Raw genomic sequence first — 13,916 nt, 5'->3', positions numbered from 1 at the left:
CCTTATTTCTTGAATGGGAAGTTAAACGCTTCTAACAACGCACGGCCTTCCTCATCTGATTTCGCAGATGTAGTGATTGTGATATCCATACCGCGTACACGGTCTACTTTATCATAATCAATTTCTGGGAAGATGATTTGTTCACGTACGCCCATGCTGTAGTTACCACGTCCATCAAAAGACTTAGCACTTACACCACGGAAGTCACGGATACGTGGGATAGCGATTGAAACCAAACGCTCAAAAAAGTCCCACATACGCTCGCCGCGTAGGGTTACTTTACAACCAATCGGGTAACCTTCACGCACTTTGAAGCCAGCAACAGATTTGCGTGCTTTAGTGATTAAAGGTTTCTGACCAGAGATAGCTTCTAGATCCGCAACAGCGTTATCTAAAATCTTCTTGTCAGCTAAGGCTTCGCCCACACCCATGTTTAATGTGATCTTTTCGATCTGAGGGACTTGCATGACAGAGCTGAAACCAAACTTCTCTTGAAGTTCAGCAACTACTTTGTCTTTATATACTTCATGCAGTTTCGCCATCATTCTACTCCAACTATTAGATAGTTTTACCAGTAGATTTAAAGATACGTAATTTCTTACCATCTTCAATCTTGAAACCTACACGATCTGCTTTGCTCGTTTCCGAGTTGTAGATCGCAACGTTTGATACGTCGATAGACGCTTCTTTCTCAACAATACCGCCAGCTTGGTTCAACTGTGGAACCGGCTTTTGATGTTTCTTGATTAAGTTAATGCCTTCGACAAATACTCGACCAGACTCGGTTACAACTGAAAGCACTTTGCCGCGCTTACCTTTGTCTTTACCTGCTAGTACGATTACTTCGTCATCACGACGGATTTTTGCTGCCATGATAGACTCCTTACAGTACTTCTGGGGCTAGTGAAACGATTTTCATGAACTTTTCATTACGAAGTTCGCGAGTCACAGGGCCGAAAATACGAGTACCAATAGGCTGCAAGTTATCATTTAAGATAACAGCCGCATTGCTGTCGAAACGGATCAATGAACCGTCTGGACGACGAACGCCTTTTTTGGTACGCACAACTACCGCGTTTTTAACATCACCTTTCTTCACTTTACCGCGAGGAATCGCTTCTTTTACAGAAACTTTAATGATATCGCCAATCGCTGCATAGCGACGGTGTGAACCACCAAGGACTTTTATACACTGCACTTTGCGAGCGCCGCTGTTATCAGCAACTTCCAGCTGAGTTTGCATTTGGATCATGTTAATGACCTCCGGTGTAGTAATTACAACTTGTCTTAAATTTGTTTAAAATCAAGACATTTCGATTGAATTCCACTCAAAAAACATACTAGATGTCTCTTAAGGGCGGGCAATTGTATCAGCATTGAGAGGGGAGTGGTAGGTTATTTTTTAATTAATTTAATGCGGACGCTAAATTAGAAACTGGTTTTTTATGCTATTTATCTAAATTACAGGTGGTTATAAAACAAACAAGGCATCTCAGCGATGCCTTGTTTTATATCAGTAATTAAAATTAGCCAAACAAACCTTTTAATTTGTCTTTAATTTTGTCTTTAGCTTTTTCTTTTGCTTCATCTTTAACCGCACTGCCTATATCTAATTTTATGCCAACATCATGAAATGGGCCTTTTATCCTCAGGGGAATTTTAAAGCCAGTGCTATCATCGGTAGTACCTTGACCTTCAATAGAATCAACTAAACCTGTTACTAGGCGGTAATTAACCAGAGTTTGCGGTAAATCAACATCTCCTTCACCTGAAATACGTATTAAAGGGCTGATCAACGATAAATCAGTATTTTTGCCTACGCCATTGGTAAAGTTAAAACTACCAGAAAGTGCAGAGAAATCTGTTTTCTCAGATTCCTCAAATCCTGTATCTAATCCCTCAGACACGGCATTAAAGTTGCCTTTAACTAGCTCTTTACCCTTACGCACCATTTCCGCTACGTTTGCTCCCTTAACTGCACCATCCGCGAATTTGAACCCCAGCTTACCATTGAGCGCGTTAATAAACGTTTTTTGGCTTTGCCCTACTGTAGTTAAATTCCAGTTTAAAGAGCCTTTACCCATTAATTTATCAAAACCGGCAGCATCAGTAAGTAAGGGCTGTGCCTCTATTTTATCTAAGTCGAAGTTGGTCGCTATTTTATAAGGGGTATTTTGGGCATTGATAGTAACCCCCCCTGTACCTGTTCCTTCATAAGCGGCAAAGCTATCTAAGCTTAATTTAGCAATGCTATTTTTAAGTTCTACAGTAAACTGGTTAGCGCCGAGTTTAATGTCGTTAGCTTTTAAACCGCTTGAACGAATAATCATATTTGCATCTAATGCACTTAAGCCACTTAAATCAATTTTAGTATCATCCCATACAATCGGTTCTGCAGGCTTTGACTCGCCTTTTGCAGGGGCTTCTTTTTTAGCTACGGTTTCAGGTAAGTAAGGATTTAAATCAAGCATGCCTAAGTCAATATCAGCATTAACCGCTAAACGACTGCCTAGATTCACCTTACTTTTACCTTTAATCTCGAGTGCATCGAGCGTTGCAACTAATTCAGTTAGGTTAAACTCTTCACCGAGCAGGTGCATTTGGGCATTGATACTAAAGGCATTAAACGCATTGTCTTTAGCGTTTAAGTCAACCCCTTGCCAGTTAGCAATATTTTTAACTGAATCACCGTTAAGTGCTAATAATCCATTAATATCTTGGCCTTGTTTGGCTATGCTGCCATCAAACGTTAAATCTACTAAACGTGAGTTAAGTTTTTGCTTTACATTAAATGTGGCGCCTTCAATCGCTTTTGCTGGAGTATCAAGTTTTACATCAAGCTCAAATCGCTCTTGCATATAAGTAATAGCACCGGTTACTTCGAGCTGTTTGCGCAGTGAAGGCAGTAATATAGCCAGTTCTAAATCGCTAATTTGTTGTTTAGCACCCGTTTGACCATCTAAATATGTAAACGACCCGCCATAAATAGCGACTTCACCTAATTGAATATCAAAGTTTTCAGGTAGTTTGACTGCCTCACCCGATTGAGTTTGTTGCTCTGGTTGCTTGGCCACTGCATCAAATAACTGCCAGTTTGCTTTGCCGCTTTTATCGGTTTCTAGCAAAATATCAGGCTCATTAATGACAAACTTTTCTAGCTTTAGTTCGCCACCGAGTAATGAAAGCCACGGAATATGAACAGCAAGTTGCTGCATACTTGCCATATCAGCGCGCGAGCCGCTAGGCATATTGGCAAAATGCACATCATTAAGCTCCAGCTTTAATGCAGGAAATACACTGAGGGTTTTATCTCCCTTTATGGTTAATGTGCGCCCGGTTGTTTTTTCAACCTGCTCAGACACTTTATTAAAAATGGTATCAGTAGGAATTAAAAAAGGTGCAGCAACAATTAACGCTATGCATAGCAATAATATGACACCAATAATTTTAAATAAGGTCTTCATGATCATCCTTTCAAACGTGCAAATAATGCTCTTATCATAGCGAGAGTTAGCGCGAAAAGCATTGTTAAACAAATAAAAATGTATTAACCATAGCTATCCTCTTTCTAAATTAGGTTTTGAAGACTCACTTTAATAAACTTAAAGATTCACGCTTCTGATTACATTCCTTTAATTGTTCGGTATGATGCGCGCCCCTGTTGTATTTAGCCTAAATAAGCTAAAATAAAGCGACTAAAAAGTATATCTAACCGGAGAGTCTACAAGGCATGAAGAAACTGCTAATTTCACCGTCAAAAATGGCATTAGGCGAGCAAGAAAGTCAAATTTACCAAAACATTCTGAAGCAATCTTCAGAGCTAAGCCTAAACCTGATGGCTGTGAAAGTGGAAAACCATCCAGAAGACTTTTTAGGTTGGTGTTACGAGCTATTAAGCGCAAGCCGCGACCGCATTAATTATGACTTACTCGAAACCCCACAATTACCATTATTAAAAAAGCTGCATGACCAACTTATTTCAGCCATTAGCTTTTTACAATTAAAAACATTACGGGTAGCGCCTTGGCCAGTAGTGAGTATGTTTGTAGAGCAACATAAAGAACTGGTGGCACTTGATGAGCAGTTACGTTTAACTACTTATATTGCAGGCCTACGTGAAAAATCGTTAAAAGATATGATCCCTGAAGACTTACTCGCTTTTAGCGGTAAGCATATGGCATCACTCGATCCGAGTACTTATAACTTTGATGTAGAATGGTTTGCCTCTACCAAAAGCGCCAAAGGTTTTCACCAGATGCTGGCTGACCTGCCAGGTGCCTTCGACGATGCGCTTAGCAACATTCCACTTGAGGGTGATGTAGCCCAAACTGATTATCAGCAATTTGTAGTTGCTTACTTGAGTGCATTTAATGGTAGTGATGAAAAACCAACACTGGCACCTGCCACCCGCTTATTAGCAATGCGCCGCCCTGATGTATTTACACCAATAAGCAATAGCCGCTTAGATGCACTTTGCTCAGCTTTAGGTATCACCAAATTAAATAACCGCGACTTTGAGCGTTATTGGCAAGATGTAGTACAAAGTATTCACGCTATGTCATGGTTTAAAATGGCCAACGCTGGTAATGAACTAGAAACCCAATTAGTAGATATTAAAGCGCTTATACCTTGCTTTTTTTACTATGCAGATACTAACACTGCTGATAACTCTAACTACATTAAGCTACTTAATAAACCTACACGTAGCACTTCTAGCAGCAGTAAAGCGCCACGCCGAGGTAAAGAATCTGCTGAGATTTTAGTGGACCGCGCTCTTGCTGCTGATGATATCCCAGAACATATTCGTGCTAAACGTGACTCCATTATTAGCGAAGTACAGAAAGGTCGTGGCGTAAACGAAACAATTACCCTAATGCGCACCATATTTGGTTGATTAATCAACAAGCAAACCCAAATGGCCTAGCAGCGCTTTGATGGTGCAGCTAGGCTACTTTTTGCACCAGCAAAGTGAACCTTTAAAATAATCACTTTTGTATACCTACCTCATGTTATTTTCAATACATTGTTTTAAATAATAAAAATAATTTATAAACAAATAAGTTTAATTTGGCACACACAGTGCAAATACCCCATTAGTAACATAATAAAATGCCGCCAAACAAAAGGTTGTAGTCATTCATAATAAAAAGCCTTGGCGTGCAAAATCATACAATGGGAAATAAGACATGCTAAAACTACAAAAAACAATATTGATCAGTGCATTGGCATTAACAGGAATGACATCAACTACTGCATTTGCTGAAGTAACAGCAAATGCAGCAGCCACTTCTAACTACTTATGGCGCGGACAAGAGCAAACTGGGGGCGATGCAGCTGTATCTGGCGGTATTGATTACGCTAATGAATCTGGCTTTTATGCGGGCACTTGGGCGTCAAATGCGTCTTGGGCCGATGAAATGACCTACGAGCTAGACATATACGCAGGTTTTGGCGGCGCAATCAATGAAAGCGTGAGTTATGACGTAGGTTATATTTATTACGCGTACCCAGATGCGGCATCAGGTGCCGATGCAGATTTTTCTGAAGTTTACGGTAGCATTAGTGTGCAAGGTTTTACATTTGGTGCAGCCGTACTTGCAACTTCTGCTGCCAATGGTGACGGTACTGATTTTGGTGATTCATTGTATTTAAATGCCGATTACAGCTTCGCTGTTGGTAGCAATGGCACAGAAATGGCGCTACACATAGGTCATTACTCAGGCGATTTCATCGGTGATGACAATATCATTGATTATGGTGTATCGGTGTCTAAAGACGGTTTTACTTTTGGTCTATCAGATAACGACATGGACGGCTCTGATGTAAAAGCCTATGTAGCCTACGCTGTAGACTTTAACCTATAAAAAATGTGTTACTTGCTGCAACACTAAGGGCCGCAAGGCCCTTTCTCGTTTCATTGAGATCTTACTGCTACTCAAATTTGTTTTTGCTAAAATTTTTTTACTGCCAGTTTATTTTTATGATTGAATAAGCTTAATAACACTTGCTTAGAAATGAGCCTATCGGTATAAAAACCAAACACTCTAAAAATAAGAAGCGAACAGCCATGCAAGATCACAAAAGCCAACCATTAACCGATTTTATAGAATACCCGCCAGAGGAAATGCTCGAGCGAGCGAATGAGTTTTTACAAACTAGCCAACGCCGCCATAGTATTCGCAGCTTTAGTAACCGCCAGGTGCCAAAAGAAATAATCGAAACCTGTATAAAAGCGGCAGGTACAGCACCTAGTGGCGCAAACCACCAGCCTTGGCATTTTGTGGCCATTAATAGCGCAGATGTTAAAAAGCAAATTCGTGAAGCAGCCGAGAAATTAGAACGCTCATTTTATGAAGGTCGCGCAGGCGAAGAATGGCTTGATGCATTAAAACCATTAGGCACCGATGCTAATAAACCCTATTTAGAGCACGCACCATGGTTGATTGCAGTGTTTAGTCAAAAAAAGGGAGGTGTAAATACGGACGATAAAAACACCAATTACTATGTGCATGAATCAGTAGGGCTGGCCACTGGTTTTTTAATTCAAGCACTACACCGAGCAGGCCTTGCAACCTTGACCCACACGCCAAAACCAATGAGCTTTTTAACCGATATTTGTGGTCGCGACAAAGATAACGAGCGCCCTTATATGCTATTAATTACAGGCTACCCCGATGAGCATGCAACGGTACCACTGCATGCACTTGATAAAAAGTCGCTGGATGAAATAGCCACTTTTATTTAACCTGAACTCTGGTTATTCAGTTATTGGTTGATAATCCACTGCTATTTTATCGCCAGCTTTAAGGCCCGTAATAATATGTTGCTGATTATCAATCTGCTCACCTAAGCGCACAAAACGACGCTCAATTTTGTCAGCGTTAATGACATACATCATACTGAGCTGTCCAAAGTCATGTATCCAATTAGGGTTAACAAGCACACCTTGGGTGTTTTCAAACGGTAAATGCAATTGTGCATATAACCCAGGGATCATTCTTGACTGTGGCTCAATTTCTAGCCGGATCAGTAAGCTACGTGCAGCGTTATCAACGACTGGTACAATTTCACTGATATTTGCAACCGTTGTTAGGTTGAGCGAAGGTAAACTCACGTTTAAACGATCGCCTAACTTAAGCTTTACTGCTTGTTGCTCTCGTACATTAAAAGCAAGTTGAAGTTGCTTTGGATTATAAAGCGTTAACAACGGTATACCAGGTGTGGCTGTATCGCCAGGTTCAGCTAAACGTTCAACAACGACACCAGATATAGGGGCTTTAATTTGCGTGTAGTTAAGTGATACCTGCGCCTGGGTTTGCTGCTGCTTTGCTCCAGCTAAATTGGCAGTTAAGTTATCAAATTTTGCTTTAGCATCATCAAGCTCACTCACGGGTACTAACCCTTTTGCCTGTAACTCAGTTACTCTAATAAGTTGCTTTTTAGCTTGGTTTAATGAGGCTTGCACCGCATTAATATTTGCCTCACTTTGTGCCAGCATCGCTTTAAAGTCATCTTGCTTAAGGGTGATCAATAAGTCACCTTGACTAACTTTATCACCGGCACGTACTTTGAATTGCTTTACTTGTGCCATTACATTTGACGAAATTTGGGTGTTTTGTTTCGCAATTACACTCCCCGGTACATGCTCTGTTCGCGAAATAGTTTGCAGCTCAACAGTGACCACCTCACCTTGATATTGAGTAACTGGAATCTCTTTTAACCCTGCAGGTTGTTTATCACTAAAACTACCAGCCATGTATAGCACTGCTACAATAACCACAACCAATGCACTGATTGCGCCTAAAATTTTTGATTTACCCTGCATGTGCTTCTTCCTCTGGGTTTGTAAACACTAAATAATAAACAAGCGGTACAACAAATAACGAAAATACGGTAGACGCCACGATGCCAAAAATAATTGCTATGGCTAATCCGCTAAATACTGGGTCAAGTGTGATCACTAAGTTACCTAATAAAGTAGTTCCGGCGGTTAACAATACTGGGCGCATTCGTACCGTTCCTGCAGCAATAAGTGCCTCTTTTATTGCCATCCCCTGAGCTCGTGCTTGGTTAATAAATTCGACTAAAATAAGTGAATTACGTACTACAATACCTGCTAAGGCAATCATGCCTATCATCGCAGTAGCGGTAAATAATACCGGCTCAGGAGCCCCTGCTATGGTGCGTTCACCAAATTGATTGAGTAACCAAAATCCAGGCATAATACCAATCACTGTTAATGGAATGGCCGACATAATAATCAGCGACAAACTAACAGATTGAGTTTGAATGCGTAAAATAATAAATATAGCACTGAGCGCAAAGGCAAAAGCAATGCCCATATCCCTGAACACATCAATGGTGATACGCCACTCACCTTCACCACTAAAGTTAACATCAGTTCCATGCGGTAATTGCCATGGCGCGGTTCCGCCATTATTAAAAAAGTGCCGTGTTAACCACGCGCTTTTTTCAAACCCATGATCACTTGCGTTTAAATCGGCATTTACATCCGCAATAATCTCTACAGGCGTGCGTCCATTTAGTTCGGCCATCACATAAATAACGTCACGCTGATCTTTACGCATTAGGGTGTCGGCCACGTTTAATGGTTTAAACTCTCCCAGCTCTGAAAGCGATACTAAAGGCCTTGGTGCACTTGTTATACCTAACTCATTACTGGTTTTAGCTAAGTCCCTATCCCCTCTTACTTGCAGCGCAAGTATTTGTGAAAGCTGATTACGTTCGCTATAAGGCAATTGTAATTGTATTGGGACTGGCTGAGTTTCATTGCTTACATACAACACACCAACCTGTTGTCCCTGCGAAGCAATACTAAGTGTTTGTGCAATATTTTGGGTAGCAACAGCACTGAGCGCTGCTTTGGTTTTATCCGTAATAAAGCGCTGTAATGGGGCTGGGGCAACCAAAGAGGTATCAACCTCAACAACATGAGGCTCTTTGCGTAAACGTGCAGCAACATGTTGAGCAGCCTGCCTATGGGTATGCTTATCAACAAAGGGATCACGATACACTTCAGCAACTAAAGTGCTCAATACCGGTGGTCCAGGTGGTACCTCGACCACTTTAATAACAATGCCATTTTTTGCTAAAGGAGCAAGTTGTTCGCGTAGCCGCATAACCACACCATGAGATTGATGATCTCGTGCTGGTTTATTCACCAGCAATACTCTGAGTTCTGCTAAATTAGCAGCTTCACGGCGATAATAACCACGCACCATGCCATTAAAATCCATACTAGAGGGCTGCCCAACATATGCGGCTATTTCACTTACTTCATTTAACTGCCATGTGAGGGTTTGAACCTGCTTAGTAAATGCAGCCGTGCTCTCTAGATTAGTACCCTCTGGCATATCTATAAGTACTTGCAGCTCATTTTTGTTATCAAAGGGCAGGAGTTTTAATGGTACCAAGCGCATCACGGGTAACATGGCACTAATAATAAACAATCCTAATGTTATCCATAGCACCCATTTAGCTCGCACTTTTGAGGCAAGTAATGGACTGAGTAATCGTTGGTATAAACCCGCTTTAGGCTCAAGCTCAGGTTGTTCTAAGGTGCTTGGTTTAAGCAATTTCATTGCCAACCATGGGGTGACAAAAAAGGCTACCAAAGTAGACACCATGACACTAATGGGCACGTTGAACGCCATAGGTGCCATGTATGGCCCCATCATGCCGGTAATAAACGCCAGTGGAATAAACGCCACCATTATAGTGAGTGTCGACATAAGCAAAGCATTTCGAATTTCGCTCATTGCGCCAACAACATGCTGTTTTTTATCGCCTTTGTTATTTATAAAGCGACTAATATTATCAATACCCGTGATAGGGTCGTCTACCAGTAAGCCTAATGATAAAATAAGCGCAAATAAGGTCACCCGGTTAATGGTGTAACCAAATGCAAAATCTAATGAGAGTGTAATGCCATAACAAATAGGAACCGCCAGCCCAACCACCACGGCAGGACGCCAACCTAAAAACACGCCAACAAATATCACCACAGTAAACACTGCAAACACTAAACTTGATGTGAGGTTATTTACTTTTTCATTCGCAGTTTGGCCATAATCTCTGAGTACTGTATAGCTAACTTCTGGTGGTAATAAGGTATTTGCAAGTTCATTCATCATGGTATGAACATCATTTGCAACAGCAACCGCATTAGTCCCTGTTTGCTTGGCTACGCTTAAAGTAACCATAGGCAACTGCTGCTGATCAGTAGATTGCGCTAACCATTGGTAATGCTCAGTTTCACCAGGGCCATCGCTGACTGTTGCAATGTCCATCAAGTAAACACTTTTACCATTAACCACATTAACAACTAATTGCTCTACCGCTGATTGTGTTCTTAGTACATCACCTGCCTGAATAGCAATTTGCTGCTGATTATCAACCACATTTCCCACTTGGGTGAGTTGGTTTGATACATTTAATGCGTAAAAAACATCGTTTACCGTGGTTTGATGGGCAGCCAGTGCGCTGGCATTTAAATTAATGGTAAGAGTGCGTGTACGCCCTGAAATTACTTTAACTTCACTGGTATGCTCAATGCGTTGTAAATTATTAGCAATTTCGTTAGCAAAACGGGTTAGTTCGTAATCACCATAGAGTTGCGGGTCTTTACTGTAGAGACCTAACATCACAATCGGCACGTCATCTACTTCTATTGGGCGAATTTGCCAACTTTTGATCACCGATGCCATTGTATGCTGATAACTATTTAATTTTGCATAGGTATCTAAAATAGCTTGTTCGCGGTTGTGCCCTACTTCAAAACGCAGCGTAACCACTGTACTGTTAGTTTGTGTGGTTGAGTAAATATGCTCAACTCCCACCAGCTGAGCCAGTAACTTCTCGAGCGGTTGTGTTACTAACCTAGCGACTTCAGGCGCCTCAACGTTAGGTGCTGATACATAAATATCGAGCATGGGCACAGTAATTTGCGGCTCTTCTTCTCGAGGTGTTTGATTTAGTGCAAATACCCCAAGTAACAAAGACATCACAAAAATAACAATCGGAATGCGACCACTTAAACTACTTTTTACCGCATTGTCTATTAAGCTCATCGCACTTAGCCCTTACAAAATAACCCATACAAGGTACCAAGCAAAACGACTGCATTTTCATCAATGACACGATAATAAATTGTTTGGCTCTCGCGGCGCGTAGCCACAATGTTTGCTTTACGCAACGCTGCTAAATGCTGAGATAACGCAGACTGCGCTAATGGCACGGCTTCATTGAGCTGAGATACGCTCATTTCTGAATCTTGCAAAGAACATAAAATCATCAAGCGATTTTTATTGGCTAAAATTTTTAATAGCTGCTCGGCTTGTTCTACATTGCCGGCCATGGCAGTAAAGTCAATATTCATACTATGCTCTTATTCTAAAATAGAGTCTGAGTATAAGACGTTAGATTAGAAAAGTCTAATATTAGATTTTACTAATATAGATAAATCTAATATAGTGACTGTACTGAACTAAATAACTGGCCTACTATAATGAAGCTAAATAACGCACTCAGACTAATCGCTGGCATAATGATTATTGTGTCGCTTTTATTGCAAACTTATCACGATCCTAAGTGGATTTACTTTACAGCTTTTATCGCAGTAAATTTAATTCAATCAGCTTTTACTAGCTGGTGCCCAATGATCACTCTATTACGCAAACTTGGCTTTAAGGAATAAACACCATGCTTACACCCATTCCCGATTTACTAAAAATAATTACTCCTAATCAGCGCCGTATTGATGCCGAACAAGCAAAGAAAGAACTTGAGCAAAATAAAGGCTTACTGATTGATGTGCGTGAACCCGCTGAACATGCCACCAAAGCAGCTACTGGCGCAATTAACATTCCACGCGGGTTACTTGAAATGAAACTTATGGAAATAGAAAAAGACGCAGCCCGTCCTATTTATTTACATTGCGCTAGTGGCGCGCGTGCAACATTAAGTGCTGAGGCACTGACTCGAGTAGGTTACAGAAATGTGACAGTTATCACCTGTGATGCAACGAAAGTGTTGAATACATTCTAATTTTTTTAACAAAAAAGTAACCTTAATGTGGTACGATTTGCTTTTTATACTTTATAGGTACAAAGCAATGACGCTTACACGAAGAACTTTTTTAAAAGCCTCGGCAGCAGGATTTGGGGTCGCAGTCTTATCGTTAGGGTTAACGGGTTGTCGGTTTGATGATGAAGATGATAATTTTATTGACGTTAGCTTTAACCATGGCGTCGCTAGTGGCGATCCACTAGCAGATAGCTTAATTTTATGGACTCGCGTTACACCAAAAGATCCAGCAACCAGCCGTATTAAAGTGCAATGGCAAGCTGCGACAGATGAAAATTTCACCTCTATTAGTCACGATGGTGAAGCCTATATAAGTGCAGCCACAGACTTTACTCTCAAAATTGACTTACAAGGCCTTGATCCCAACACAACGTATTACTACCGCTTTAAATCAAATGGTAAAACCTCTCCTATTGGCTCAGGTAAAACATTACCAACAGGCAATATTGATCAAGTAAAGCTGGCAGTTGTGTCGTGCGCTAATTACCCTGCTGGCTTTTTTCATGTTTATGGTGAAATAGCAAAGCAACCTGACTTAGATGCGGTACTCCATTTAGGCGATTACATATACGAATATGGAAATAATGGCTACGCTACTGAAGACGCAACTAGCTTAGGTCGCTTACTACCTGAAGATAACAGCAATGAAATTATTAGCTTAACTGACTATCGTAAACGCTATGCCCACTACCGCACCGATAGCAATTTACAAGCAGCTCACAGCAATTGCGCCTTTATAACAGTATGGGACGACCATGAGGTTACTAATGATACTTGGCGTGAAGGTGCAGAAAACCATAATGACGGTGAAGGTGAATTTAGCGCGCGTAAACTACATGCCCTACAAGCCTACTTTGAATGGATGCCTATACGTAATGTAGCCGATAAAGAACGTATTTATCGCCGTTTTGAATTTGGTAATTTAATGTCGCTATACATGCTAGATACCCGTGTGCTCGCTCGTGATGAACAACTCAACTATGCTGATTTTGATTTAACTAGCGCACAAGGGCAAAGCGATTTTGTTAGTGCTGTTAGTTCGCCCACACGCGCATTACTGGGTAGTGAACAACTAACCTGGCTCACCGATGGTATGACAACCTCAAACTCAAAATGGCAAGTACTTGGCCAACAAGTGTTAATGACCAAGATGCACCTGCCGTTTGAAGTACTACAGCTTTTAGTGAGCCTACAAGTAAGCCAAGCAAATGGTGCAGACACTGGCGCCCTGCTTGCTCAAGCATCAGCATTATTTGCTGAGCTGGCACAAATTAAAGGCCGTATTCTAGCTGGTGATCCAACAGTAACTGATGCAGAGCGTGCGCGTGTTGATACCACCGCACCTTACAATTTAGATGCCTGGGACGGCTACGCCTATGAGCGTGAGGTACTGCTTGGTACAGCTATTGCTGCACAAAAAAACTTAGTGGTGTTAGCCGGCGATACTCACAATGGTTGGGCTGGGCAATTAAAAACTGATGCGAGCAATCCAATAGCCGCATCACAAAATGCGGGAGTTGAGTTTGCCACCTCTTCAGTGTCTTCGCCAGGTCTTGAAAAATACTTAGCACTAAATACACAGGGCCCTGAAGTTACAGTTCAAATGGAGCAAGTTCTTGCTTTACTTGTAAACGACTTGGCTTATAGCAATTTGGCTGACCGAGGTTATCTAACAGTTACCTTCACTCAAGAACAAGCAAGTGCTAAGTGGAATTATGTAAGCAGCATAAAAACAACCTCTTACGAAATGCAAACCGAGCGCAGCAAAGAATTACGTATGCTAGCAGGTCAGCCTGAAATACAAGGGTAAA

At 41.3% G+C, this 13,916-nt stretch carries 13 protein-coding genes; 6 read left to right on the top strand and 7 right to left on the bottom strand.

The window, feature by feature from the left end; translation table 11 throughout:
- Positions 1 to 2 precede the first annotated feature (2 nt).
- The 4 genes from rplE to ACZ5WS_RS04575 all read right to left on the bottom strand — a co-directional run bounded on the left by rplE (position 3) and on the right by ACZ5WS_RS04575 (position 3,464).
- Positions 3 to 542, bottom strand: coding sequence for a 50S ribosomal protein L5 (rplE, locus tag ACZ5WS_RS04590; RefSeq protein ID WP_010392500.1), 540 nt, complete (start codon positions 540 to 542; stop codon positions 3 to 5).
- A gap of 16 nt (positions 543 to 558) precedes the next feature.
- Positions 559 to 873: a 50S ribosomal protein L24 gene (gene rplX / locus ACZ5WS_RS04585; RefSeq protein ID WP_004589210.1), complete on the bottom strand. Its 315-nt coding sequence runs from the start codon at positions 871 to 873 to the stop codon at positions 559 to 561.
- A 10-nt stretch (positions 874 to 883) separates the two neighbouring features.
- Positions 884 to 1,252, bottom strand: coding sequence for a 50S ribosomal protein L14 (rplN, locus tag ACZ5WS_RS04580; RefSeq protein WP_008115397.1), 369 nt, complete (start codon positions 1,250 to 1,252; stop codon positions 884 to 886).
- A 274-nt stretch (positions 1,253 to 1,526) separates the two neighbouring features.
- On the bottom strand, positions 1,527 to 3,464 hold the full coding sequence (locus ACZ5WS_RS04575) for an AsmA family protein (protein WP_464710903.1): 1,938 nt from the start codon (positions 3,462 to 3,464) through the stop codon (positions 1,527 to 1,529).
- Positions 3,465 to 3,730: 266 nt separating this feature from the next.
- On the opposite strand from ACZ5WS_RS04575, the gene ACZ5WS_RS04570 reads away from it, so the two are divergent.
- The 3 genes from ACZ5WS_RS04570 (at position 3,731) to ACZ5WS_RS04560 (ending at position 6,745) form a co-directional block, all read left to right on the top strand.
- The gene (locus tag ACZ5WS_RS04570) at positions 3,731 to 4,894 is read left to right on the top strand and encodes a hypothetical protein (RefSeq protein WP_138608290.1); all 1,164 of its coding nucleotides are present in this window, start codon (positions 3,731 to 3,733) and stop codon (positions 4,892 to 4,894) included.
- Between the two features lie 292 nt (positions 4,895 to 5,186).
- Positions 5,187 to 5,864, top strand: coding sequence for a TorF family putative porin (locus tag ACZ5WS_RS04565; protein ID WP_138608292.1), 678 nt, complete (start codon positions 5,187 to 5,189; stop codon positions 5,862 to 5,864).
- A gap of 203 nt (positions 5,865 to 6,067) precedes the next feature.
- Complete coding sequence (locus tag ACZ5WS_RS04560) at positions 6,068 to 6,745, top strand: nitroreductase family protein (protein ID WP_464710899.1); 678 nt, start codon at positions 6,068 to 6,070, stop codon at positions 6,743 to 6,745.
- 12 nt (positions 6,746 to 6,757) lie between these two features.
- On the opposite strand, the gene ACZ5WS_RS04555 is transcribed toward ACZ5WS_RS04560, so the two are convergent.
- Genes ACZ5WS_RS04555 through ACZ5WS_RS04545 form a run of 3 tightly spaced genes read right to left on the bottom strand, consistent with a single transcriptional unit; the run spans position 6,758 to position 11,398 of the window.
- Positions 6,758 to 7,825, bottom strand: coding sequence for an efflux RND transporter periplasmic adaptor subunit (locus ACZ5WS_RS04555; RefSeq protein WP_464710897.1), 1,068 nt, complete (start codon positions 7,823 to 7,825; stop codon positions 6,758 to 6,760).
- Complete coding sequence (locus ACZ5WS_RS04550) at positions 7,815 to 11,090, bottom strand: efflux RND transporter permease subunit (protein ID WP_464710895.1); 3,276 nt, start codon at positions 11,088 to 11,090, stop codon at positions 7,815 to 7,817. Before ACZ5WS_RS04550 ends, ACZ5WS_RS04555 begins: the two co-directional genes overlap by 11 nt.
- Before the next feature lie 5 nt (positions 11,091 to 11,095).
- Entirely contained in the window at positions 11,096 to 11,398 is a 303-nt protein-coding gene (locus ACZ5WS_RS04545) for an ArsR/SmtB family transcription factor (protein WP_010392476.1), read from the bottom strand.
- 129 nt (positions 11,399 to 11,527) lie between these two features.
- On the opposite strand from ACZ5WS_RS04545, the gene ACZ5WS_RS04540 reads away from it, so the two are divergent.
- The 3 genes from ACZ5WS_RS04540 (at position 11,528) to ACZ5WS_RS04530 (ending at position 13,915) form a co-directional block, all read left to right on the top strand.
- Positions 11,528 to 11,716, top strand: a complete 189-nt coding sequence (locus ACZ5WS_RS04540; protein WP_010392474.1) for a YgaP family membrane protein — start codon at positions 11,528 to 11,530, stop codon at positions 11,714 to 11,716.
- A 5-nt stretch (positions 11,717 to 11,721) separates the two neighbouring features.
- Positions 11,722 to 12,066: a rhodanese-like domain-containing protein gene (locus ACZ5WS_RS04535; protein ID WP_138608299.1), complete on the top strand. Its 345-nt coding sequence runs from the start codon at positions 11,722 to 11,724 to the stop codon at positions 12,064 to 12,066.
- A gap of 67 nt (positions 12,067 to 12,133) precedes the next feature.
- Entirely contained in the window at positions 12,134 to 13,915 is a 1,782-nt protein-coding gene (locus tag ACZ5WS_RS04530) for an alkaline phosphatase D family protein (RefSeq protein ID WP_464710888.1), read from the top strand.
- The last annotated feature ends 1 nt before the right edge of the window (position 13,916 follow it).

It is taken from the genome of Pseudoalteromonas sp. 11L1, from assembly GCF_055397545.1.
This window is presented reverse-complemented; position numbering and strand designations above follow the sequence as displayed.

What these genes read in the sequence shown, in the direction of transcription:
- ACZ5WS_RS04560 (WP_464710899.1), top strand. Translation starts at nt 6,068, where the DNA reads ATGCAAGATCACAAAAGCCAACCATTAACCGATTTTATAGAATACCCG.
- ACZ5WS_RS04530 (WP_464710888.1), top strand. Translation starts at nt 12,134, where the DNA reads ATGACGCTTACACGAAGAACTTTTTTAAAAGCCTCGGCAGCAGGATTT.
- ACZ5WS_RS04565 (WP_138608292.1), top strand. Translation starts at nt 5,187, where the DNA reads ATGCTAAAACTACAAAAAACAATATTGATCAGTGCATTGGCATTAACA.
- rplN (WP_008115397.1), bottom strand. Translation starts at nt 1,252, where the DNA reads ATGATCCAAATGCAAACTCAGCTGGAAGTTGCTGATAACAGCGGCGCT.
- ACZ5WS_RS04540 (WP_010392474.1), top strand. Translation starts at nt 11,528, where the DNA reads ATGAAGCTAAATAACGCACTCAGACTAATCGCTGGCATAATGATTATT.
- ACZ5WS_RS04555 (WP_464710897.1), bottom strand. Translation starts at nt 7,825, where the DNA reads ATGCAGGGTAAATCAAAAATTTTAGGCGCAATCAGTGCATTGGTTGTG.
- rplX (WP_004589210.1), bottom strand. Translation starts at nt 873, where the DNA reads ATGGCAGCAAAAATCCGTCGTGATGACGAAGTAATCGTACTAGCAGGT.
- ACZ5WS_RS04575 (WP_464710903.1), bottom strand. Translation starts at nt 3,464, where the DNA reads ATGAAGACCTTATTTAAAATTATTGGTGTCATATTATTGCTATGCATA.
- ACZ5WS_RS04545 (WP_010392476.1), bottom strand. Translation starts at nt 11,398, where the DNA reads ATGAATATTGACTTTACTGCCATGGCCGGCAATGTAGAACAAGCCGAG.
- rplE (WP_010392500.1), bottom strand. Translation starts at nt 542, where the DNA reads ATGGCGAAACTGCATGAAGTATATAAAGACAAAGTAGTTGCTGAACTT.
- ACZ5WS_RS04535 (WP_138608299.1), top strand. Translation starts at nt 11,722, where the DNA reads ATGCTTACACCCATTCCCGATTTACTAAAAATAATTACTCCTAATCAG.
- ACZ5WS_RS04570 (WP_138608290.1), top strand. Translation starts at nt 3,731, where the DNA reads ATGAAGAAACTGCTAATTTCACCGTCAAAAATGGCATTAGGCGAGCAA.
- ACZ5WS_RS04550 (WP_464710895.1), bottom strand. Translation starts at nt 11,090, where the DNA reads ATGAGCTTAATAGACAATGCGGTAAAAAGTAGTTTAAGTGGTCGCATT.